The following is a 25824-nucleotide window of genomic DNA, read 5'->3' as shown; positions in this document are numbered from 1 at the left end:
AATATCATTCAGGATATCGTCAACAAAACAGAAGGGAATGTCACTTTTGACTCTACAACAAACCAGTTTAGTTATGTTGATGCTTCGGGGAATACGCAAGTTATCGATATAAGCACAATCGTGAAAGCAAATGAGACAGTCACCACACTTGTTAATAATGGCGCTGGCTCTTATACCTATACCAACGAAGCGGGTACAGCTGTGAATATAGATATTGTTGGCGATGTTACAACTAATTTCAGCACTATTGTAAACAATCCGGCTGTCACAAATATCATTCAGGATATCGTCAACAAAACAGAAGGGAATGTCACTTTTGACTCTACAACAAACCAGTTTAGTTATGTTGATGCTTCGGGGAATACGCAAATTATAGATATAAGTACTATTGTAAAAGCTAATGAAACAATAACTACTTTGGATAAAGATGCGGCAAATAATGGTCAATATACGTATACAAGCGAAAATGCCACTACAACTACAATTGATATAGTGGGTGATGTAATAAACAATGCAAGTACGATCTTAAATAATTCTACTTTTATTACTCAATTGACTAATATTATCAAAACAAATGAAACGCTAACAAGTCTGACATATGATGGTGTAGCGAATACTTTAACTTATATAGATGAAAAATCTACGCCATACACCATTAATTTATTGGATTTAGTAGGTGACGCAGAAACCCAAACAACATTAGTTTACGATCAAACAGCAAAAACCTTAACATATAATGGTGAAAGTGGAACTCCAACAGTAATTAATTTGGTTGATTTAGTTGGTGATGCAGAAACAGTTACAACAATAACTCCTATTGTAACAACAGGAAATAGTATAGCTACATACAATAACGAAGCAGGAACATCAATTGATATTAAAGAAACAGTGACAACTCAAAGTCAAGATCCAGCAACGGGAGCGATAACTTTTACTAATGAAACTGGGACAGCACTAACATCAAATGTCATTAGTTCTGATTCTGCTAATATAATTACTGCTGGTAGCGATGGAGGTGCTTTATTGACTCCTACAGCAATTACAAATTTAACGACAGTTTCTAATGCTTCAGCGGTAAATAATTTAACTACAACAGTAAATGGAATAACCAGTACAGGTGCTCCAATCATTAACAGCAACGAAACGGCATTAACGGGTGCAACTTTAACTACAACTGTAAATGGAGTTGCCAGTACTGCATTAGATTTGACTCCAGCTATTACAGCTGGTACAACCAATGCTCTGAGTCTGGCAGGCAATACTTTGACCTCAAATGTAAATGGAGTTTCTACAACTTCAGATGCTGTTAGCGGTGTTTCAAATGCTTCAGCCATAAATACTGCAACAGTAACAGTAAATGGAATAACCAGTACAGGTGCTCCAATCATTAACAGCAACGAAACGGCATTAACGGGTGCAACTTTAACTACAACTGTAAATGGAGTTGCCAGTACTGCATTAGACTTAACTCCGGCAATTACAGCTGGTACAACCAATACTCTGAGTCTGGCGGGCAATACTCTGACCTCTAATGTAAATGGGGTTTCTGCAACTTCAGATGCTGTAAGCGGTGTTTCTAATACATCGGCAGTAAATGATTTAACTACAACAGTAAATGGAGTAGCAGGAACTGCTGTGCCAATTATCAACAGCAACGAGACCTCGTTGACAGGAGCAGCTTTAACGACAACTGTAAATGGAGTTGCAAGCACTGCATTAGATTTGACTCCAGCTATTACAGCTGGTACAACCAATACTCTGAGTCTGGCGGGCAATACTCTAACCTCTAATGTAAATGGGGTTTCTACAACTTCAGATGCTGTAAGCGGTGTTTCTAATACATCGGCAGTAAATGATTTAACTACAACAGTAAATGGAGTAGCAGGAGCTGCTGTGCCAATTATCAACAGCAACGAGACATCGTTGACAGGAGCAGCTTTAACGACAACTGTAAATGGAATTGCCAGTACTGCACTAGATTTGACTCCCGCAATTAAAGCAAGTGAAACCATAACAACCATAACTCCAATTGTTAATTCAGGGAGTGTAATTGCTACATATACTAATGAAGCAGGCGGACCCTCTGTTGATATTCAACAAACAGTAACAAAACAAACTCAGGATATAGGGACAGGGATTATAAACTTTATCAATGAAGAAGGCTTATCTGTTGATTCACATGTTATAAGTGCAGATCCAGATAATATAATTACTGTTGGATCTGATGGAGGAGCTTTATTAACTCCAACTACATTAACAGCCGCAACTACGAATACTTTGACTGCAACAAATGGAGACCTTATCTCTACAGTAAACGGAGTAGCAACAACTCCTGCTGTTCCTGTATTAATCACTGCAGATAACGGATTAACATCTACAAACGGTAATGTGCAATTGGGTGGAAATCTTACTCTTCCCACTACAATTAGTACAGACTTTGCAAATACGCTAGCCATAACGGGTTTAATGCATGGAAACCCCATGGATGAAATTTTAGTTACCGATCCGGGTGGTGGAATTATTAGAACTATTAAACCTTTTGAGCTAAATATGAATAATTGGAGCATTAATGGAAATATGGGAATACAGGCTCAAGTTAATTTCTTGGGTACACTTGATGATGCTGATTTGGTTTTTAGAAGAAATTCGGTAATATCTGGAAGAATTGAAGTTAATAATACTTCTTTTGGTGTCAATGCATTCAATAATAATCCAACGGGACAATTTAATGCTGCATTTGGAACTTCGTCACTTCTTGAAAATACAACAGGAACCAATAATACAGCTATAGGATATAACTCTCTTACAATAAATGCCACAGGAAGTAACAACACCGCTGCAGGATCTGATGCTGGCGCATTAAACTCTTCAGGATCTGCAAATACATTTATTGGAAACAATGCAAATCCTACTGGCAGTGCAGTTGTAAACAATGCTACAGCAATAGGTAATAATTCAAAAGTCGCTACGGATAACAGCTTAGTTTTGGGAGGTATAGATGTAGATGCTGTAAATGTTGGAATAGGTATTGATGCCCCAACAAACACTTTACACGTAAAACCCTTAACTGGTATAAATCCCGTTCGCTTCGAAGGTTTGCAACCAAGTATTTCAGGAACTGATAATATTGTCGTAGCAGATGCAACTGGCATATTAAGAACGGTAACGCCAAGTTCATTAATTCCCGCTACTACTGTTTCAAACTCATCAGCATTAAATAGCTTGAGTACCACAGTAAATGGAGTAACAGGAACCTCAGTAAATATTATAAACAGTAATACTACATCACTTACAGGAGCTAGTTTGACTACAACAGTAAACGGAATAGCTAGTACTCCACTAGACTTAACTCCTGCCATTAAGGCTAATGAAACTATAACAACAGTAAATCCAATTGTAACTACTGGAAACATTATCGCGACCTATATCAATGAGGCAGGGGGTACACCTGTTGAAGTGAAAGAAACAGTTACGACATTAAGTTATAACAGTACTTTAAATACCTTGAATTATGTAGGTGAAGGTACCTCTACTGCTATAGACTTAGTTGATTTAGTTAATAATACGATTGTAAAGTCAGATATAACTACTACAACTCCTGCTACAGTTTTAGTGGTAACAGGTACAGGAGCATCTTTGGCTGCAGCGACGGTTGATATAGTTCCTTCAACTATTGAAGGTGATGTGTTAACAACGACGGCGACAGGCGTAGAATGGAAAGCTCCTGCTAAACCAAATGTTTTAGGCATTAAAATTACTTCTGGAGATTACACATTAGTTGATGATGACTATACAATTATTGCCAAAAATTTAACGAGTGACATTACGCTTACACTTCCAGATGCTACAACAAACACAGGCAGGATCTTAGTATTTAACCAAAATACAGTATCATCAGGAGGAACAGCTGTGGTAGTTAATTTTAATGTTCCAGTAGTGTATTCTGATACAGCTTCTTATCCATACATTGCATCAAGTGTGTTTGGCGGAGCTACAGGTGGAAGCTTAAAAATTACTTTGCAGTCAGACGGAACAAATTGGTATGTAATAAATTATACAATGTAATAATTATACATAATCAATATAAAATATTATATCAAAGCTTATTAAATAATGATAAAAATAAGGACTATGAAAAGAATAATTTTTACTCTACTATTGATTTTTAGTTTTATTAATACTTTCAGCCAAATAAATGAGCCATTGGTAATTGGTGGCCAACAAAAAGGAGATCCGAATGCAACCTTAGAAATACTTTCCAAAAACGGGACTAAAGGTTTTATGCCTCCTCGCTTAAGCCAGATTCAAATTAATGCATTACAAACATCATTGACAGCTGATAATAACGGATTAACAGTTTATAATACAGATGAGAAGTGTCTGCAATCATGGAAAGGAGATACTTGGACGGAATGTAATCCGGTACTTATTGCCAAGTTTACATTTGACTGTGTTAATGCAAAAGCCGTAGGGAATTATTATAAAGCTACACCTGTTACTAATGATGAGTATTTAGAACTTCCTGTTATTGCGACCAAAGCAGGATCTTATACTTTTGTAGCTGAAACACAAAATGGTGTTCGGTTTTTTATATCTTCAATTATTAGTACAGCAAGTCCAACAACTCAGATTATTAAAATTCCAGCTTTTGGCACCCCAACTTCAACGGGCAATTTCAATTATAATTTATTAGATCAATCTGGTTCGGCTGTATGTACTTTTCCAATTACAGTAACTGAAAATAATGCTGAATTTAATATAAATTGTAGTGAATCAGAAGTTATAGGTGATTTTAATGAAGGAAAACAAGTAACTATCAAAGATCAGATAATTCTAAAAGTAAATGTTACTAAAGCAGGTAATTATACTTTTAAAACAGCTTTAAAAAACGGAATTTCATTTTTATCAACTGGTTTTTTTACTTATCCAGGGGAACAAATTGTTACCCTGCGCCCAAGTGGTAGTCCAACATGGAATTCTCCTGATGGTATTATATCTTTTGATATTTTAGATAAGGATGGTATTTCTTATGGTTGCACGATAAATGTTCCTGTAACAAGTGCTGCCGCTGGATTTGATATAGTGAATTGTACTAATGATGTAACTGTTGAGGGTGATTATTCAGTAGGGAAACAAACAACGTCTCTTAATTACATTGAACTAAAATTAAATGTAACAAAACCTGGTCCGTATGCGATTGAAACGGAAGATAAAAATGGTCTATCTTTTAGGGTCTCAGGCACATTTGAAAAAACAGGATTGCAGACGATACAAATACCAGCAAGCGGAACGCCAGACATAGTAGGCACAATTGTATTTAATCAATTTAAAGAATTGGTTTCTGGAACAATACTTTGCCCCACTGTTTCCGTAGTGGTTCAGGATGTTATTGGATGTTTTGCTGTCGTTTCTTCTCCAACAGGTAATCAAATAGGTACTTGGACAGCTAATGTACCGTTAACAGGTGCACAATATTCAGTAACCTTAACCGCAATTTCGATAGGTCCTTATACATTACAAGCAACAGGATCAGGTATTACATTGTCGGCTTCAGGAACTATTGCTGCACCTGGTACACAAAACATGACAATTACGTTTAATGCAGCTGGAATACCTGAAACATCTGGGACAGTCCCTCTAGTTATTAAAGGAAGTTGTGGAGATGTAACAACAATCAATTTAACAATTGGAGTTGGCCCCGGTGATCAGACTAATCCTGGTAAAAGTTGTAAAGATATTTTATTGGCAACGTCAAATACAGCAAAGGATGGAGAATATTGGATAAATCCGCTTACTCCTGGACCATCCGGAGCAGGTTCAGCATATAAAACATTATGTGATATGACAGGTGGAGGTTACACCTTGATATATTCATTTTCTGAAGACGTAAACTGGAATAAATATACATGGACAGGATATGTTGAATATTACGGCGACTATACCAATTTAAATGTAAGTACCTATCGAACAAGTTCAGGGAGTTATAGTCAAAATGGATACGAGTATTTAACAACTGGAGGTGTTATAAAATATGACGAATTCAGAATCCCTACGGCACATATGCTTGCTATAAATACAGGTGCAGGCGAGTATAAATTACGAGTGGCTTCAAATGCAGGTAAAGGCAATATTGCTGATGCAAGAGGCAACGCCAATTATGTAACATTCTCAACAGTTTCAGGGGCAGATCCAAAAGTGAATGCAACTATAGCGCGTGGTGTTAACGGTGAAGGAATGATAGCTGGGGTTCCGTTTACAATGACAGCGAGTGCAAATAATACGAAAGGTGCAGGAACATATAATGGTGTATCTGGACATTCGTTTCAATTAGTACAAAGTACAGAAGCAATGAGAATTAATTGGTTTGGGAATCCAAACGTAGCAAATGCAAATGTGTGGGTTAATTTATTTGGTTACTTCGATGGAGATAATGACACAAATAGAGGAGCTCAATTAAACGATCATTTTCAAAAATGCGTTAATGGTGCCAATATTTGTAAGTCTGATGGGAACCAGGTTAGAACAGGTAATAATTATGTAATGCAATATTTTTTAAGATAGAGTAATCAGATCATTTTTGAAATAGCGCGACGATTAAATATTGTCTTTCTTTCTTTTTTTGTTCTTAAATGATTTAAGTAAATCGTAACAATTTTTATTATGTACATAATTAGGTTTATTATATGGTTAGAAATATTAATTGCTATGACAATTACAACTAGTGCGCAATCATCAGTAGTTTTAGAAAGTACCCAATTAAAAAAAGGAGATACATGTATCTTTTACGGATATCTAAATGGTAATATAACAAGAGGAGATACTATTTTGATACAAACTGCAGGCAGATTAGAACTGTCAAGCAAAACACCGTTACCACAAGGGCAATACATTTTACAAACACCTAAACAAATTTATAATGGAATGATAGAATTGTTAATTGAAAAAAGTAATAGTAATGTTTTAAAAATATCTCATGATTCATTATACAATTCCATTTCATTTAAAGATAATCCTGTAAATGGAGTATATTCTGCTTACTTGGGCTCGGTTAGGGCTACAGAAAATCAGATCCAAAAATTATATGCTAAAGTTAATTTAACTACCCCTCTAGAAAATAGAGAGAAAATTAGCAGAGAGATCAAAGAACCTCAAAAGCGGTTATATGATTTAGAAAGTAGCATTATAAAAAGATATCCAAACACACTTTTATCTGCTATTGTCTCTTGTAATAATTTGCCACTAATGTCTGGAAGTATTTTAGATAATTATATGTCTGATTCTAATTCGGCACTATACAAGCAAACTACAAAATTTCTACGTGATAATTATTTTAAAGGGGTCGATTTTCATAGTGATGTTTTGTTGAATACTTCTTTAGTGCCATTCAAAATAAAAAAATATATTTCGCTATTTGATAAAAATGATCCCGAATTAGATGATGTAGTAAAAGAATTATTGCAAAAAAGTGCTGTAAATCCTTTAATGTATCAGGTTGTTTCAGATGCTTTATATACAATTTTTCATCAATCGCTTTATACTAATAACAATGAAAATATTATGATCGATATTTTAAAAAATGCTAAACAACAATCCTTTGTTCCAGATTGGAAAAAGCAATCTATAACGCAGCAAATTTTAATTTATCAAAAAAATAAAGTAGGGACTCAAGCAGCAAATCTCAATTTAAAGGATTTTGGAGACAAAGAATATCTATTAAATAATGTAAAATCAAAATACACTATTTTATATTTCTATGATCCAGAATGTTCAAATTGCTCTGAAATTACGCCAAAAATGAAGGGGTGGTTTTATGTTGATGGTCCTAAAAATGCAACAATACTCGCAATTTATATTAATCAAGATGAACAAGAATGGAGTAACTATATAAGGGAAAATACTTATCCGCCCAGATGGATCAATTTATGGGACAAGAATGAATCTGATAAAATGCGTGAAAAATATTGGATAGAGAGTCTCCCTGCAATTTATGTATTGGACGAAAATAAAAAAGTGATTTTGAAGAATGTCAATTTTAAGCAATTAATAAAATATTTTTCTAAATAAAGATTTCTATCATGAGATACTAAGAGGACAAAGAATATAGAATAATTAAACTTTTGTTGGTAATTTAAATTAAAAAGAGATGACCAAAATTTATATAAAAGTAACTATTGTATCAATATTGATTATTGGTAAACTATCGGCGCAAACTATCAATACGGGAGATTTATCTATTGCACCAAATACGGAATTTTCAACCTTATTTAACTTTGATAACAAAACCAATGGTGACTTACTAATTGATGGTGATTTTATTGCTTACGCAAATTTTAATAATGACGGACTAGTTACTTACACTAATTCTAGTAACGGAAAAACTTATTTTATAGGAACGCAAAAACAACTAATTTCAGGAACGCAAACAGCACATTTTCAGAATGTTATTTTTGAAAACACATCAGAATTAGTTCCTTTTCATTTGAATACAATTATTAATATTGGTAAAAATGTCGAATTTAAAAAAGGTATTATAGATGCTGATAGTTATAACGGTAAAATGGTTTTCGAACAAAATGCTTTTCATACAGATGCTAGTAATCTGAGTTTTGTAGATGGAAAAGTAGAAAATGTTGGGAATCTCGACTTTGAGTTTCCTGTTGGAGATCAATTTTATTTCAGACCTTCTTACCATGATAAGGGAGCGAATGCAAACAATGTCTATACAACTCAGTATTTTTTTGAAAATGCGGGGAGCCTTCATCCATACACCAATAAAGAAGATACAATTCTGTCTATCGATGAGGCGGAGTATTGGAATTTAACACAAGACCAAGGAGCAGAAAAAATTATCTTAAGCTTGACCCTTGATACGCATACAACTCCTGCTTCTTTTTTTGTAGAAAATCCTGATACTGAATTAGGAATAGTTCGTTGGGATGATACTACATTAAAGTGGGTAAACGAAGGAGGAACGACCACAGATCTTCTTACAGGAGCAGATTATTCTAAATTGGTTACTACTCAAGTAGGAGGTTATGGACTTTTTACAATTGCGATTGTAAAAAAAACAATTACTCCAGATTCAGATCTAATTATTTACAATGCTGTATCACCTAATGGTGACGGGATTAATGACAGCTTTTATATAAAAGGAATTAATAAATATCCAGACAACCGTGTAGAGATATACAATCGCTGGGGAGTAAAAGTATATGATGCCACATCCTATAATGAAAACGATGTGATGTTTAAAGGATATTCTGACGGACGAAGTACAGTAAAGAGAGGGGAAGGATTACCGGCAGGTACCTATTTTTATGTTCTAAAATACAACAAAAACAATACAATCATTGAAAATACAGGTTACTTATATATTGCAAATGATAAATAAGATTTTAGATTAAAAAGGCTAATAATTTTAATGCCAATGTAGAGGAATCTATATCTAAGTTAATTATTCACCAGCTACAAGATTAATTTTTAGATACATTTTTTACTGCTTATTTATTGTTAGTTTTTAAGTAATGATCATAAATATTCTTGCTATGAAAATAAAACTACATTTTTTTGCCATTGTGCTTATAACCATTACAGGCTATGCACAGCAAGATGCACAATATACGCAGTACATGTATAACACTATTAATATAAATCCTGCCTATGCGGGATCACGTGGTGTTTTGAGTATTTTTGGACTCTATCGAACGCAGTGGGTTGGTCTTGATGGAGCACCCGAAACAAGCAGTTTTTCTATTAATACTCCAATTAACAACAGTAGACTTGGTGTTGGACTTTCTTTAGTCAATGATAAAATTGGTCCTACAAACGAGAACAATATATCGGCAGATATTTCTTATACTATACAAACTTCATCCGATTTTAAACTTTCTTTTGGAATTAAAGGAACGGCTAATATCTTTAATCTCGATATCAACAAGCTGAATCCTGAGGATCAGGGAGATCCACAATTTCAGGATCTAGACAATAAGTTTTCTCCTAATGTTGGAGCCGGTGTTTACTGGCATTCAAATCAAGCTTATATTGGATTTTCAGTTCCTAATTTTATTGAAACCAATCGATATGATGATAATGATGTCGCAATCTATAAAGACAAGATTAATTACTATTTAATGGGAGGTTATGTCTTTAATCTGGATAGATACCAGTATTACAAATTCAAACCTGCCGTACTGGCAAAAATGGTGCAAGGAGCACCTCTTCAAGTTGATATTTCTGCCAATTTCATGTTTATTGATCGATTTGTTGTTGGTGTTGCATACAGATGGAGTGCTTCATTAAGTGCCATGGTGGGATTTCAAATCACAGATGGACTGTATTTGGGGTACGGATATGACCGCGAAACCACACACCTGAATAATTACAATTCAGGATCACACGAGATATTTTTGCGTTATGAATTCTTCAAAAACAATGGAAAAATGACAACTCCTCGTTTCTTCTAAAAGTATTATTAAGAATTATACAATCTTCTGCTTCATAATTTTTTGAGTCTATTCGTAAGAGAATTCACTAGATCTGTATCAGAGATGAACTGCAGACTGTATTGTACTGCGCATGCTAATACCCAGACGAACGATTCCAATGTAGAATGTGTTTTTCATAATGGATATAGTAACTAAAGTATTATTTTGCACAAAAAATAATAAGGCTGTAGCAAATAACTCAGCCTTATTAAAATCAATTATTGAGCAGTTACACTGCTGATTGCCTCTTTTAGTGCTTTCGCAGCAGCGGCTGGATCTTCAGCACCATATATAGCTCCCCCTGCTACAGCTACATCTGCACCGGCAGCTACAACATCTTTTATCGTATCGATGTTAACGCCACCTGCTACAGAAAAAGGAACTTTTGCTTCTCTTCCTTCAGCAATAAGAGTTTGTACGGAATATCCAGGTAATGCCTGTTCATCAAGACCAGCATGTAATTCAACAAAAGCTACTCCAAATTCAGTTACTTCTTTTGCTCTCTGGACTCTGTTTTTAACACCGATAGTATCCACTACAACCTGTTTTCCATATTTCTTTGCTGCTTCTACAGCACCTTTTATGGTTGCATCATCTACAGTACCCATAACGGTAACTAGATCTGCACCAGCTTTAAAAGCTATTTCTGCTTCCAATGCACCAGTATCTGCAGTTTTCATATCCGCAAAAACTAGTTTGTCAGGGAAGGCAGCTTTCATGGCTGTTACAACTTTAAGGCCTTCAGCTTTAATAAGGGGCGTACCTAATTCTATAATATCTACATAAGGTGCTACTTTGCCTGCAAGTTCTAATGCTGCCTCTGTAGTAAGTAAATCAATTGCGACTTGTAATTTGGTCATCTCAAAATGTTTAAAAAATTAATAATAAAAAAGGTTATTCCAGGTTAGCATGTTTAGGCCAGAGGTCTTCCTTGGTTAAACCGGATTCCTGCCAGAGGCTCATAAAAATACTCTCAAGTATAAACAGTGTAAATTGTTCAAAAAGACTTCCTGCGTATTGTTTGGAAACTGATATGCCGAAATCCGTTTTTGTTGCAGCATTGACTAGCAGTATATTATCTGATAATTCTGCCAGTCTGCTTTTTGCATCGGCTGTTATTGCTATAACTTTTGCCTTTTGTGCTTTTGCTTTTTCGACGGCTGAAAGCACAGATGAGGTAGTTCCAGATCCAGAAGCTACCAGCAGAAGATCTCCTTCAAGAATTGCAGGTGTTATAATTTCTCCAACAACATATACATGGTAGCCTAAGTGCATAAATCGCATTGCTGCCATTTTTAATGCCAGTCCGCTTCTTCCGGCTGCCATGATAAAGATTCGTTTTGCAGCTTTAATTTCGTGAATCAGAGCATCTATTTGCTGTTGATTAATCTGGTCCGCTAATTTTAGATTTTCGTTTAAAATAGTCTCTAGGTTTTCCTTTGTAGAATTTTTTTTATTCATCTGTTTGCTTTTAAGTATCGGGACCAGCCTGTTTTTTGCAAAATTGTTAACGGGACAGGATTGTTTTAGTGATGATTTTTGAATTTATTATGGATTTTTTAATCCCAATCAAATTGAATTAAACAGCGTTATTTCTGGATTTTTTTTAAGTTTTTATAGAACTTTAATAAATTCTGATTGCTGATGCAAAGATAAATCAGCAGAGAGGGGAGGGTGTTATACATATGAGACGACGCGGTATAAATTTGCGCCAATTTTATCTATTAATGGATCTAGATGATTTTAACTTTCCAGAGTAGAATAAAAGAATAGATCAATCTCAGAAATATTTTTTTCTGAATTTTGAGCATCGGCCATTTTTCCATTAAAGAAATAGATTCAAGATATAAATATTGTAGAATGCTTAATTAAAAAAGGACGTGATTATATTATTCAGTTTGAGCACTTGAATATCTTCTTTGATTTTTTTTAATCTCGCTGTATTTTTTAATGTATTAAAAAGAAATAATCATGAATGTTTTTGCAGCAAAACGGTTTTGACTGTTTATTTTTCAGCAGCAGCGAATTGTTATTTGAACTCAACAGATGTTACATTAATAAGTTTACGGAAATAAAAAAATAGTACTATACGTTGTAAATTTGTGCCAGTTCGTTTTGAAGTTCTGTCGGTGTTTCTTTGAGTTTTGATTTCACAAATTTATTTAATGCTGACGGAGAACTAAAACCAAGATCAAATGCAATTTCTTTATGCGAAAGATCAGAAAACAGCAGCTGTCTTTTTATTTCTTTTAGGATTCGATTATGTATGGCGTTAATTGCTGTTTCTGCGCAGTGTTTTTTCGTGATATCATTAAGTTTTTTTGGAGAAATGCCAAGTTCTGATGCGTAATATTGTACTGTGCGCTGGCTTTTAAATTGTTCATTTAGGAGTTTTTTAAAACCTATATAAAGATGCTGATTGGTCTTTTGGTGCAATACGGGATGCTGGCCATGAACCGATTCAATAAGTCCCAGTAGCAATATCTTAATGTAAAAACGAGCCTGCTCTTTTCTCACAAGACTCGGATTGTTATAAATAACTCGGATGTGTTCAATAAGTGATAATGCCTGTATGAACTCTTCCTTAGAAAGCGCGCTGCAGTTCAGATTTGCCGATAGGTTTACATTATAAGGGCTTAATTCATTTTTCAATATATCAGAGCAGAACAATATTTCTTCAAATAATATTATTTTGCCTTTCAGGTCACTGCTGGGGTTTGATATAAAGTTAATCTGGCCAGGGAAAACAATTGATATTTTTTCAGATTTTAAATTAAAAACTTTTTCTTCAATTTGGATGTCAATTTTTCCAGCCTCAACTATTAAGATGTAAAAATGGTCATTTTTATGCGGTTTTAGATATTCGCTGATATTGAGATCGCTTATTTCAAAAACTCGAAAAGACAGATTTGTATCCTCCTGCTTCTGGATGTTCTGTGTAAGCTTAAACCGTTTTAAATCCATTTGTTAAATATATGTATCGTAATGTCATGTTTTTTCTTTTTGTCCCATCATCTTTAGACAATAGACAGCGACAATAAGAGTAATCTGCAAATTTAAGCAAAACTATTATGATGTTTTTTTTAAAATGCAATTCTAAGATTTAAACAAGTAAAAGAATCTTTTGATTTGCTTCATTTTTAAGTGTTTAAAGATGTATGTGCCAGTTTTGAGATTTTGCAAAGAAAATAGTATTATGATATCCCTAGTCTTTGTAACGTAAACCGTTAATTGTTTTAGATGCTAGATATACTTGCATCTCTTCTGTCATTTATAACATTTGTTTTTTTACATTTGAAACTCAGCATAAACGGAAAGGAAGTTTTTGCATTGGCTGATAGGGAACTCTAAATTTGGTAGTATTATGAAATTTAAACTTTTTTTTGCTATTGCGATTTTGTGGATAGTAGGTTGCTATGGACAGGAGATTTCTTCAAATAAAGTATTTAAAGAAATAGCTCTGGTAAATGGGATAGAATTTATAAACCCGAAATATGACCAGCCAAAATTCAGTTGTGGGTTTCTTATAAAATGTAACAATGAAACATTTGCTGTAACAGCAAAACATATACTTAAGATTATTAAGCCCGAAAAAATGACAACCCTGTTATTGGAGAACTATATTAAAAAATGGGTATTGTACCCATTGAACAATAAGTCCGAAATTGTAATTTGTGATAAATTATTAAATGAAGACAAGTCTGAGTTATTGGAAGCCAAATCTACTTACGACAATGACTGGCTGGTATTTTCCATAAAACAAAACTCTTCCAACATTATACCTTTGGAAATAAGAAACACTCCTTTAGTTCAGGGAGAAAAATTATATGTTGTGGGCTGGACTAGAACGATGGAAAATGGACCTCAAAGGGTATATGAATTTGAATATTATAAAACAATTTCAAATCGCATTTTATTAAAAGATATTCTTGTGCCAGAGAAATTCGGAGGACTTAGCGGGGCTCCATTAGTAGATGAAAATGGTTTGCTTGTTGGAATTGTCTCAAATGGGACAGTTGATCCAGATTCAAATAAGAAGTTTTTCTCTCCATGCTCAGTAACGAATTTAGTAACTTTTATGGAAAATAGAAAGCATAATAAATAATAAGGCTTTCATGTAAAGTTATTTTATTTAATATCCAAATTTGCCTCTTTTTTAGATTGAAAGCTAATTCTCATCAGTCATATCAATAGTTTTTGGATGCAGGCTTACGAGTTGTAAAACAATTGCAGTAAAAACTACAAATAAGAGTAGTACAAAAACGTGTCTCATTCCTCCATTATCAGCGGCTTTTCCTAAAAACTCTGTAATAACAGCTCCGGCCGAAATACCTGCAAAATTCATAATTCCATATCCCGTAGCCCTGTAGCGTGGAGCAACAAACTGGCAAAGAATGGGCATATTGTTGGTGTCGTATATTCCAAATCCAAGTCCAAAAAGGATAGCCCCAAAAACAATAGCGGTTATGTCACAGCAATAGCCAAATAAAAATAATGCCGGGATGGTAAGAAACAATCCAATAGCGCTGGTGTAAATTCTTCCTTTAAGATGTTTCATCACCCATCTGTCTGAAATGGCACCTCCAATTAAAACGCCAAAAAAGGAAGACATCGAAATGGTTACCGTTGCAATTGGCCCCGCCAGAGACATGTCCAAATGTAAAGTTTCGGTAAATAAAGTGGGTAACCAGTTTTTGGCCGCCCAGCCCGGTAAACTTGGTGCGGAGAAATAAAAGAGCAAAACCCAAAAGGAGATATTACCGAATAGTATTCCCAATCCTTTGAACATTTGCCTGAATTCAATGCTGATAGAGGACTTTTTTGTGGTATCTAAGAAGTACGTTTTCTTTTCTTGTATAAAAAATATCAATATTAAACTGTAAAGCACACCAAATAAACCTACGGAGTGAAAGCTGAAATGCCAGGAAAAATATTTAGAAATAGTAGCCCCAAAACCACCGAGGGCCTGTCCTAAATAAATTCCAGTGGTATGAATCGCAATTGCAAAAGAGCGTGTTTTTTCCTGATGATAATCGGCTATTAAGGATAAGGCGGCCGGAATGTAAAAGGCTTCACTAAAACCCATAATGCCGCGCAAAATATAAATCTGATTGAAAGTTGTGGCATAACCCATCGCCATAGTCACCCCAGACCAAATAAAAAGACTGCCTATTATGATTCTTTTTCGGTTAAACCGATCGGCTATAATTCCAGAAACAGGGCTCATAAGCGCATAAATCCAAAGGAAAACGGCCATCAAAAGGCCGAAATTTTCAGCTTTAGCTAATTCAGGAATGTCATCCATCATCGCTGATTTCATGGTGGAGAGCATTTGTCGGTCTAAATAATTCAATAAAGCAACAAACCATAGCAGGCCAACAACAATCCAGGGATAGGATTTTTTTTCATTCAATTTTGCAATCATTCTCTTTTTTCAAAATAAAGGCCGAATATACGAATTCAAACGTAACAGGAAAGAATTGTTTTTTCATCTTATTTGTTTGTTTAATCTATTCGTAAAGTGGCTTATTATATCCCGATTTTGCTAAATTCTTTATTTTCAATAGGCAATGTGCCACGATTTTACCACAGAAATTTAGTTCGGTTTAAAAAAAATTGAAAAACAGTATAAAGAGGAAATGATTAATTATTTTTCTATTTCTAAAGTTTGAGTTATGATATTGTTTTTTGACTGATTTTTTTCATCTGGCTGAAAACCTCCAACTGAAATTCTAATTTTACCTTCATATGATTTTAAAGTTCCACTTTCTGTTACATAAGAAAGGTCTTCTGGAGAAAGATTAAAATTGATAACTGTACTCTGGCCAGGCTTTAAATTAAATCTTTCAAATCCTTTGAGGCTCTTTAAAGGAGATTTTATTGATGTATCTTGATTTATTAGATACAGCTGTGCAACTTCTTCTCCTTCCATTTTTCCAGTATTGGTTACTTTAACAGAAATAGTGGCTGACTGCCCTTTCTTTATTTTTGCAGGAGCTTTTACTCCGCTGTATTTAAACTCAGTATAGCTTAAACCATAACCAAATCCGTATAAAGGAGTGCCTTTAAAGTAACGATATGTTTTATTATCCATTTTATAATCAACAAAAGGGGGTAAATCAGAATCGCTTTTGTAAAAGGTCACCGGAAGTCTTCCTGCAGGATTGTAATCTCCAAAAACGACATCAGCAGAGGCAGTTCCAGCAGATTGTCCGCCGTACCATATATTAAGTATAGCCGGAATGTTTTCTGCTTCCCAAGGCACAGCTATTGCACTGCCAGTCATCATGAGAAAAACTACTGATTTTCCAGACGATTGAAGCGCTTTTAGAAGCCTAGTCTGTACTTCTGGAAGTAGGATAGAAGTGCGGTCTCCTCCTTTAAACCCTGGCATATCTACTGGCATTTCTTCTCCTTCAAGCTGAGGAGAAATACCTCCAGCGAAAATGAAGGCCTCTGCATTTTTATGGCGCTCAATTAGATTAGCAAAATCAGTTTTTATAAAATTTCCTGTTTGCAGAGATACTTCGGCTTTTCCTTCACCTTGCCAGTATTCTAGCACTAATTTGTAAACAGAATCTTTTTTGGTTTGCAGTTTGTAGGTTTTTGCTCCCCATCTGTTTTTTTTCCAGGTGTCGATAACTTCTTTTCCGTCAATAATAAACCTATAACCGTCATCTGCAGCGACTTCAAAAGTTATAGAACCATCTTCATCTGCTTTAAAATTGGTAGTGTAACGTGCTGAAAAATGATTTGCTTTGATGTTTTTGGTAACCATTTCTCCTTCTTGCCAGAAATTATTTATTTCAGATTCAGTTCTTGTAGTTTCAGGTTCACCAGACAATGTATTGTTATTAAAATATTCAGCTTTAAAGCCTTGTTTTCCTTCATAAGAATAACGGCTCTTTAGATCTTTATAAACCAATAATGTATCATTTGTAAAGTTGATGGCCTTTTCATAAACTACTTCAGTTTCAGGGCCTACTTTTTCTTTAATGCCTTGTAAAACCGTTGTTAGTTGGGATGGAGTTCCATTGTAATTTCCAAGTATAGAAATTGAATTATCTGCATTTGGCCCCAAAACAACAATCTTTTTCAGCTTTTTGTTCAATGGAAGCGTATTTTTTTCATTTTTGAGCAGTACTATTGATTGTCTAGCCATTTTTAAAGCATGGTCTTTATGCTCTTTTGATTCTAGAACAGAATTTGGAGTCTGTGCATATTTTACCATTGACACAGGATCAAACATACCCAATCTGAAACGGATCATAAAAAGACGTTTTACAGAAACATCAATCTGTTTTTCAGTAATTTGTCCATTTTTAACCGCTTGAAAAAGTGATTTATAAGCATCTGTCCCACAGTCAATATCTGTACCATGAAGCACTGCATCGGCTGAAGCGGATGCCGCATCAGGATGCGTTTTATGGTTTTTAAAAAAATCGTCAATTGCCCAGCAGTCAGATGTGACATAACCATTAAATTTCCATTCATTTCTTAAAATGTCATTCATTAAAATATCGCTGGCACAGCAAGGCTGTGTTCTAAATGCATTATAGGCACACATAACTCCCGCAACTTTGGATCCGGTTACTAATTTTTTGAAGGCCGGCAGATAAGTATCCCAAAGTTCATAAGGAGTGACATCAACATCAAAAGTATGTCGCAGAGATTCTGGTCCGCTATGCACAGCATAGTGTTTTGCGCAAGCTGCGGCTTTTAAGTATTTGGGGTCATCACCCTGAAGACCTTTTACAAAAGCATCACCTAATGCAGCTGTTAAATAGGGATCTTCTCCGTATGTTTCTTGTCCGCGCCCCCATCTTGGGTCTCGAAAAATATTGATATTAGGAGTCCAGTAGGTCAGTCCTAAATAGCGTTCATTAGTTCGTTTAAGCTCAACCGCCTTATTATAGATAGCCCTTCCTTCCAAGGCAGAGTAATCCGCCATTTTAAAAAGTGAATTTTTATCAAAAGTTGCGGCCATCGCAATAGCCTGCGGAAAAACTGTGGTTTTAAAGGGAGTTCTTGCAACACCATGTAGTGTTTCATTCCACCAATCATAAGCAGGAATTCCTAGTCTTGGTATTGCGGGTGCAGCATTTAGCATTTGTGCTACTTTTTCTTCTAGTGTTAGTTGGCTGACTAAGTTTTCGACCCTTTCTTCAAAAGTGAGACTGGTATTTTGAAAAGGAAATTTTACTATGTTATTTTGGGCAGAACACAAAAATGAGAATAGTATAAGAATCTGATATTTTATTTTTTTTCTTTTCATAATAATGATTTTTTGTTTGAAGCGCTAAAATGATTTTTAAATTAAAATAAACACAACCGATTGCATAAAGAAAAGAAAAATATATGTAATATGGAATTTTTATTTTGTCAAAAAAGATATTTTTATGATTTATCAATATTTTTTTATGACAAATATTGTGTTTTTGTTGAGTATTTATTGATTTATATTGTAAAATAGAAAAATAATATTTCGTAGAGGTTTATTTCCTCTTAAAATTATATATACTACTTATTGTATAGGAAATGGAAGAACATAGACCTGTAACGATTTACGATATTGCAGAGTGGCTACATTGACGATTTCATAGGCTTATTCTCGAATCTTCGAAAAAATATAAATTGATCTTCCAAAAAACTGCCATGCATTCTATGTAACAGCAGTTTTCTTTTTTTTATAAAACTAAATTTATTCTTCAAATTGTAATCTTTAAATAATATAAATAGCTTTTAGTAATTTTTAAATAAGAAATCAAGTAGGTGTTTTTTATGTTTTCTTTAGGAATATCAGATAAACATATTCTTTTTTGGCAAATATGTCTACAATGGTGCAGATGTATTTGATTAAAATTCAATTTTTAAGCCTTAATGATGCGATAATTTCTTTTTTTTGGCTTTATTTTTTTGTAGTATGCAATTAAATAAAACACAACCGATTGCGTTTTAATAATATTTTTTTTATATTTGTTAAAAATACACTTATAAAATTTTAACCAATTTTTGCTTAATAGTGTATCAGCTTAAAAGAAACCAAAAACAATGAACAATGATTACAAGAAAATTACCTTTTTTATTCATAATAGGATTTTTATGTGTTTTCTCATTAACAGCTCAGGAGAAAAATTCAAAGAAACAAACAAACAAACAGGCTCCAGTATTTTCGAATGTGGTATATCAGGGAGATGACCAGATATATAAAAACAATCCATTAAAAGAAGATGAATTTTATTCTCCAGTTCTGCAGGGATGTTATCCAGATCCAGCCATTACAAGAAAAGGAGACGATTATTATATGGTGTGTTCTTCATTTGCCATGTTTCCAGGAGTGCCAATTTTTCATTCTAAAGATTTAGTAAACTGGACTGATTTAGGTGGGGTATTGAATAATGTTTCAGAGTTTAACCCCCATGATACAGGCATCAGTGCTGGGGTTTATGCGCCTGGAATTACTTATAACCCTCACAATGATACTTTCTATATGATTGTAACGGCATTTACAGGAAATATGGGCAATATTATTGTAAAAACTAAAGATCCGAAAAAAGGTTGGGGAAGTCCAATTAAACTGGCTTTTAACGGAATTGATCCTTCTATTTTCTTTGATGATAACGGCAAAGGTTATGTGGTGCACAATGATGCTCCAGATAAAGGAAAAGAATTATACGAGGGGCATCGTGTGATTAAAGTTTGGGAATACGATCTAGAGAAAGATCAGGTTATTCCTGGTACAGATAAAATTATAGTGGATGGTGGAGTTGATCTTTCTAAGAAACCCATATGGATAGAAGCTCCTCATTTATATAAAAAAGACAATCATTATTATTTAATGTGTGCCGAAGGAGGTACAGGAGGAAATCATAGTGAGGTTATTTTTATTAGTGATAGTCCAAAAGGCCCTTTTAAGCCAGCATCCAATAATCCGATTCTTACTCAAAGATATTTCCCTCAAAATAGGCCCGATAAAGTAGATTGGGCAGGGCATGCTGATTTAGTACTTGGTCCTGATAATAAATATTATGGCGTATTTTTAGGAATTCGTCCCAATGAAAAAGACAGAGTAAATGCTGGACGAGAAACGTTTATGTTGCCCGTAGACTGGTCGGGGACTTTTCCTGTTTTTGAAAATGGCCTAGTTCCAATGGGACCAAAATTGAAGATGCCAAATGGTGTATTAAATAAAACTGGTAAAGATGGTTTTTTTCCTAATGGCAATTTTACATTTACAGAGAACTTCACCTCAGAAAAGCTAGATTACAGATGGATAGGATTGAGAGGCCCAAGAGAGCATTTTATTTCTATTGTTAAAACAGGATTGCAGATTAGTCCCTTTCCTGTCAATATCAAAGAATTAAAGCCAACTTCGACATTATTCTACAGACAGCAGCACAATAATTTTTCTTTTGAAACCACATTAGAGTATAAACCTAACTCTGAAAAAGATTTGGCAGGAATAGTATGTCTTCAAAATGAACACTTTAATTATGTTTTTGGAGTAACTAAAAAAGAAAAAGATACTTATGTTCTACTGGAAAGAACAGAAAATGGCCAATCAGAAATTATAGCTAGTACAAAAATTGAGAGTAAGGGTGTAATGAACTTGAAAGTAAAAGCAATAGGAGATAATTATCAGTTTAGTTACGCTTTAAATGGTACCGATTTTCAAAATCTGGGAAGTGCAGTCTCAGGAGATATTCTTTCAACAAATGTAGCGGGAGGATTTACAGGAGCTTTGGTAGGTTTATATGCTACTGCATCCAATAATGCAATTCCGAAATAAAATACAAAAACAGCAGCAGGATCACTGGATTGAGCTCAAATGCATGGATCCGAAAAAACATCTTTGATGCAGTAATTGATTTTGACAAAGAAAGGGCATCAGAAACTGATTCTTGGATACCAAAGAATCGGGGAAGCAGTAGATTTAAACTTATTTAATAAAAGCAGATTTAACAAGATATCATGAAATCAATACTTAAGTTTTTCGCAGTTACAGTTCTTTTTTTTACAGGATATAATGGATATTCTCAAGACCCAAATTTTCATATCTATTTGAGTTTTGGACAGTCAAATATGGAGGGCGCTGCGCCAATAGAAGCTGAACACAAGATAAATGTAGATCCTCGTTTTCAGGTTTTAGAAGCGGTAAACTGCCCAGAATTAAATCGCAAGATGGGCCAATGGTACACAGCGATACCGCCGTTATGCCGATGTAAAACCGGATTAACACTAACAGATTTTTTTGGAAGAACAATGGTTGCCAATCTTCCTAAAAATATAAAAGTAGGAGTGGTAAATGTTGCAGTTGGAGGTTGTAAAATTGAGCTTTTTGATAAAGATAATTTCGAAAACTACATGAAAACAGCGCCAGACTGGATGCTCGGAATGATCAAAGAATATAATGGAAGCCCATACGCTAGACTTGTTGAAATGGCAAAAATAGCGCAGAAAAAAGGCGTTATAAAAGGAATATTGTTACACCAAGGAGAATCAAATACAGGTGACACATTATGGACAAAAAAGGTCAAAATAGTGTATGACAACCTAATGAAGGATCTCAATTTAGATCCTAAAAAAGTGCCTTTACTTTCTGGAGAGACCGTTCATGAAGATCAAAACGGCAAATGTGCGAGCATGAATAAAATTATTGCGACACTGCCTCAGACCATTCCAACGTCTTATGTAATTTCGTCAAAAGGTTGTGCAGTGGCTTCAGATTTGCTCCATTTTAATGCAGCAGGCTATAGAGAATTAGGAAATCGCTATGCAGAAAAAATGCTTTCGTTATTAGGGTATAAATCAGATAATTCGAAAGAGCCTTTTATAGTTCAGGCGCCTATAGGTTTTGATCAGTTGAATCCAGCAGTTCCAGATGGAAAAGTAGAAACGGTAAGTTATAATTCGAAGACGGTTGGAACCGTTAGAAAAGCAACTATTTATACGCCACCTGGGTTTGCTAAAAATAAAAAATACCCAGTTTTATATCTTTTACACGGAATTGGAGGAGACGAAAAAGAATGGTTGAAGGGAGGAAGTCCGCAGATTATATTGGACAATCTTTATGCAGAAGGAAAACTCCAGCCAATGATTGTTGTAATGCCAAACGGAAGAGCCATGAAAGAGGACAGCGCTTCTGGAAATATAATGGCACCAGATAAAGTACAGGCATTTGCAGATTTTGAAAAAGATCTATTAAATGATTTAATTCCTTTTGTTGAAAAAAAATACTATGTCTTCAAGGACAAAGAACATCGTGCCATTGCAGGATTATCTATGGGAGGGGGACAGTCTCTGAATTTCGGTTTAGGAAATTTAGACAAGTTTGCATGGATCGGCGGATTTTCGTCGGCTCCAAATACTAAGAAAACAGAAGAGTTAGTTCCTAATCCTGAAGAAACTAAAAAGAAACTGAAACTACTTTGGATTTCTTGCGGAGATAATGATTGGCTGATTGAAAACAGTAGACGCACCCACGATTATTTATTTAAAAATAATGTGCCGCACATTTATTATCTGGAGCCTGGAGTTCACGATTTTAAAGTATGGAAAAACAGTTTATACATGTTTTCGCAGTTATTGTTTAAACCCGTTGATGAATCGAGTTTTGCAAAATATACCGTTTTAGGAACGACAGCCCAAACGAATATTCGTAATGCTAAGTATCCTCAGATATTGCCTGATAACAGGGTAATCTTTAAAGTTAGCGCGCCTGAAGCTTTGAAAGTGCAGATAGATCTGGGACGAAAGTACGATATGCAGAAAGACGGACAGGGCGTTTGGAGTGTTACAACCGATGTGATAAATGGAGGATTTAACTATTACTCCCTTTTAATTGACGGTGTGGCAGTTGCAGATCCGTCAAGTGAAACCTTTTATGGAATGGGCCGCATGGCAAGCGGAATAGAAATTCCTAAAAGAGATGGAGATTTTTATGACTTGAAAAACGTTCCGCATGGTGAGGTAAGAACAATGAAATACTTTTCGAGAGCAACTAATTCATGGCGCGAAATGTATGTCTATACACCGCCAGGATATGAAACCGCATCTGAAAAATTTCCTGTTTTATATCTTCTGCATGGAGGAGGCGAAGACCAGAGAGGATGGAGCGCTCAAGGAAAGGCTAATTTAATTTTAGATAATCTGATTGCAGAAAATAAAGCAAAGAAAATGCTGATTGTAATGCTTGATGGAAATATGGGAAATGCAGGCGGTATTGCTGGTTTTAGCAAAGAAACATTAAAAGCATTTGAAAACGAATTAAAAAACGGAGCTATACCTTTTGTAGAAAGTAATTTTAAAGTTGCAACCGATAGTAAAAATAGAGCTTTAGCAGGTTTGTCAATGGGAGGACTGCAGACACTTTATGCAGGAATTAAAAATTCGGAACTGTTCTCAAGTCTCGGCGTATTCAGTTCAGGCTGGTGGGCAAATAACCCAAAATTAGCCGATCCTCAATATGAGTTTATAAAAAGTAATGCACAGTCTATTAATAGTAATCTAATAAAATTGTGGATTTCGATGGGAGGAAAGGAAGACATCGCCTACGAGAATTGTCAGGTAATGATGAAAAAGTTTGATCAGCTCGGTCTTAAATATAGCTATAGCGAATATTCTGGTGGACACACATGGCCAGTGTGGAGACATGATTTATTGCTGTATTCGCAGTTGTTATTCAATTAGTTTAATATTCCTTTCAGATATTTTTTTAGAAATACCGAAAAAAGAAATTATGATAAAAATACAAGATTTTATATATGCTATTTTAGCCATTACAATGAATATTTTTGCAAGTCAGGCTCAAAAGGACAAAGCTCAAAATCCCATTATTTTTGCAGATGTGCCAGATTTATCCATAATCAGAGTAAACGACACATATTATATGAGTAGTACAACGATGCATATGAATCCTGGTGTTCCTATTATGAAATCTAAAGATTTAGTGAATTGGCATCTTGTAAATTACGCTTACCAAACTTTAGAAGATAATGATGATCGATTGAATTTAGATCATGGAAAAAATGACTACGGTAGAGGTTCTTGGGCAAGCAGTCTGCGCTATCATAACGATGTATATTATGTGAGTACTTTTTCGGGAACAACAGGCAAAACGTATATTTTTTCTACAAAAGATATTGAAAAAGGACCTTGGAGAAGAATTGTGTTAAACAATTCGTACCATGATCATTCGCTTTTCTTTGATGATAATGGTAAAGTTTACCTTGTCTGTGGAGGCGGAAAGATTCAAATAGTTGAACTAAAAGAAGATTTATCAGAAGTAAAGGAAGAGACTAAAAAAGTTTTAATAGAAAATGCCAATGAACCTGCGAAAAGCGATATAATGCTGCCAGCTGAAGGATCACAGCTTTTTAAAATTAAAGGAAAATATTATTTATTTAATATCTGCTGGCCCAAAAACGGCATGCGCACCGTAATCATACATAGAGCAGATTCGATTGCAGGACCTTGGGAAGGAAAGATTGGACTGCAGGATTTAGGTGTAGCGCAAGGCGGACTTATTGATACTCCAGACGGCAGATGGTTTTCTTATTTATTTAGAGATGCAGGAGGTGTTGGCCGTATTCCGTATTTGGTTCCTGTAAAATGGGAAAACGGTTGGCCGATATTGGGAGAAAATGGTAAAGTGCCAGAAAATCTAGATCTTCCTGTTGATAAAAGCCTGATTACCAGAATTGTAAACTCAGATGAATTTACCCGTAAAAATGGAGAGCATGATTTGCCGCTGGTTTGGCAATGGAATCATAATCCAGATAATAAGTTTTGGTCTGTAAAAGAAAGAAAAGGTTACTTAAGATTAAAAACATCCAGAATAGACAGCAGTTTTACGCAGGTAAAAAACATTCTGACACAAAGAACTTTTGGGCCTGTATGTTCGGGATCTACTATGTTGGAACTTTCAAATATGAAAGAAGGAGATTTTGCAGGACTTTCGTTGCTACAAAAAGATTTTGGTCTCGTTGGAGTAAAAGTCGAGAAGGGCAAGAAAAAAATCATCATGATAAATGCTGAAAATGGAAATCCAAAAGAAATAGAAAGTGTTTTATTAAATCATGACAAGATCTATTTTAAAGCCGAATGCAATTTTAAAGATCAAGTAGACCAAGGGAAGTTTTATTACAGTTTAGATGGTAAAAAATGGATTAGTATCGGGAAACCAATAAAGATGCCGTACACAATTCCTCATTTTATGGGCTATCGATTTGGGCTGTTTAATTACGCTTCTAAAACAATTGGAGGTTACGCAGATTTTGATTATTTCCGATTGAATGATAAAATTTCAGAAACAAAGTAAACTGTATCTGTATACTTATAT

Annotated in this window: 14 protein-coding genes; 9 read left to right on the top strand and 5 right to left on the bottom strand. The window is 34.7% G+C overall.

Annotated features, from left to right (window positions below):
• The 5 genes from SOM12_RS18715 to SOM12_RS18695 form a co-directional block, all read left to right on the top strand.
• Positions 1 to 4065: beta strand repeat-containing protein (locus SOM12_RS18715; protein WP_414655678.1), on the top strand; the 4065-nt coding region annotated here is incomplete at its 5' end.
• 66 nt (positions 4066 to 4131) lie between these two features.
• Positions 4132 to 6561, top strand: coding sequence for a hypothetical protein (locus SOM12_RS18710; RefSeq protein WP_320494834.1), 2430 nt, complete (start codon positions 4132 to 4134; stop codon positions 6559 to 6561).
• A 144-nt stretch (positions 6562 to 6705) separates the two neighbouring features.
• Positions 6706 to 8064 carry a thioredoxin family protein gene (locus SOM12_RS18705; RefSeq protein ID WP_320494833.1) on the top strand — a complete coding sequence of 453 codons (1359 nt, stop codon included), beginning with the start codon at positions 6706 to 6708 and terminating at the stop codon, positions 8062 to 8064.
• 79 nt (positions 8065 to 8143) lie between these two features.
• On the top strand, positions 8144 to 9391 hold the full coding sequence (locus SOM12_RS18700) for a gliding motility-associated C-terminal domain-containing protein (protein WP_320494832.1): 1248 nt from the start codon (positions 8144 to 8146) through the stop codon (positions 9389 to 9391).
• Positions 9392 to 9545: 154 nt separating this feature from the next.
• A complete protein-coding gene (locus SOM12_RS18695; RefSeq protein ID WP_320494831.1) occupies positions 9546 to 10463 on the top strand; it encodes a PorP/SprF family type IX secretion system membrane protein in 918 nt (305 codons plus the stop codon).
• Between the two features lie 239 nt (positions 10464 to 10702).
• Here the strand turns inward: SOM12_RS18695 and hxlA are convergent, their stop codons facing one another.
• From hxlA to SOM12_RS18680, 3 genes are all read right to left on the bottom strand, one after another.
• Positions 10703 to 11344, bottom strand: a complete 642-nt coding sequence (gene hxlA, locus SOM12_RS18690) for a 3-hexulose-6-phosphate synthase (RefSeq protein ID WP_095931786.1) — start codon at positions 11342 to 11344, stop codon at positions 10703 to 10705.
• Positions 11345 to 11378: 34 nt separating this feature from the next.
• A complete protein-coding gene (hxlB, locus tag SOM12_RS18685) occupies positions 11379 to 11945 on the bottom strand; it encodes a 6-phospho-3-hexuloisomerase (protein WP_095931787.1) in 567 nt (188 codons plus the stop codon).
• Between the two features lie 624 nt (positions 11946 to 12569).
• Positions 12570 to 13448 carry a helix-turn-helix domain-containing protein gene (locus SOM12_RS18680; RefSeq protein WP_320494827.1) on the bottom strand — a complete coding sequence of 293 codons (879 nt, stop codon included), beginning with the start codon at positions 13446 to 13448 and terminating at the stop codon, positions 12570 to 12572.
• 400 nt (positions 13449 to 13848) lie between these two features.
• On the opposite strand from SOM12_RS18680, the gene SOM12_RS18675 reads away from it, so the two are divergent.
• Entirely contained in the window at positions 13849 to 14589 is a 741-nt protein-coding gene (locus tag SOM12_RS18675) for a trypsin-like serine protease (RefSeq protein ID WP_320494825.1), read from the top strand.
• A gap of 63 nt (positions 14590 to 14652) precedes the next feature.
• Here SOM12_RS18675 and SOM12_RS18670 read toward each other — a convergent pair whose 3' ends face one another.
• Positions 14653 to 15909: an MFS transporter gene (locus SOM12_RS18670; RefSeq protein WP_095931790.1), complete on the bottom strand. Its 1257-nt coding sequence runs from the start codon at positions 15907 to 15909 to the stop codon at positions 14653 to 14655.
• A gap of 222 nt (positions 15910 to 16131) precedes the next feature.
• Complete coding sequence (locus SOM12_RS18665; protein WP_320494823.1) at positions 16132 to 18759, bottom strand: glycoside hydrolase family 3 C-terminal domain-containing protein; 2628 nt, start codon at positions 18757 to 18759, stop codon at positions 16132 to 16134.
• A 783-nt stretch (positions 18760 to 19542) separates the two neighbouring features.
• Here SOM12_RS18665 and SOM12_RS18660 point away from each other — a divergent pair.
• The 3 genes from SOM12_RS18660 (at position 19543) to SOM12_RS18650 (ending at position 25803) form a co-directional block, all read left to right on the top strand.
• Positions 19543 to 21273 (top strand): glycoside hydrolase family 43 protein, encoded by a 1731-nt coding sequence (locus tag SOM12_RS18660; protein ID WP_320494822.1) that lies wholly within the window; start codon positions 19543 to 19545, stop codon positions 21271 to 21273.
• A gap of 182 nt (positions 21274 to 21455) precedes the next feature.
• The gene (locus SOM12_RS18655; protein ID WP_320494821.1) at positions 21456 to 24173 is read left to right on the top strand and encodes an alpha/beta hydrolase-fold protein; all 2718 of its coding nucleotides are present in this window, start codon (positions 21456 to 21458) and stop codon (positions 24171 to 24173) included.
• A gap of 49 nt (positions 24174 to 24222) precedes the next feature.
• Positions 24223 to 25803, top strand: coding sequence for a glycoside hydrolase 43 family protein (locus SOM12_RS18650; RefSeq protein ID WP_320494820.1), 1581 nt, complete (start codon positions 24223 to 24225; stop codon positions 25801 to 25803).
• Positions 25804 to 25824: the final 21 nt, after the last annotated feature.

It is taken from the genome of Flavobacterium sp. CFBP9031, assembly GCF_034044945.1.
Taxonomy (GTDB): domain Bacteria; phylum Bacteroidota; class Bacteroidia; order Flavobacteriales; family Flavobacteriaceae; genus Flavobacterium.
The sequence above is the reverse complement of the archived record's forward strand: the minus strand, read 5'-3'. Positions and strand labels throughout refer to the sequence as shown.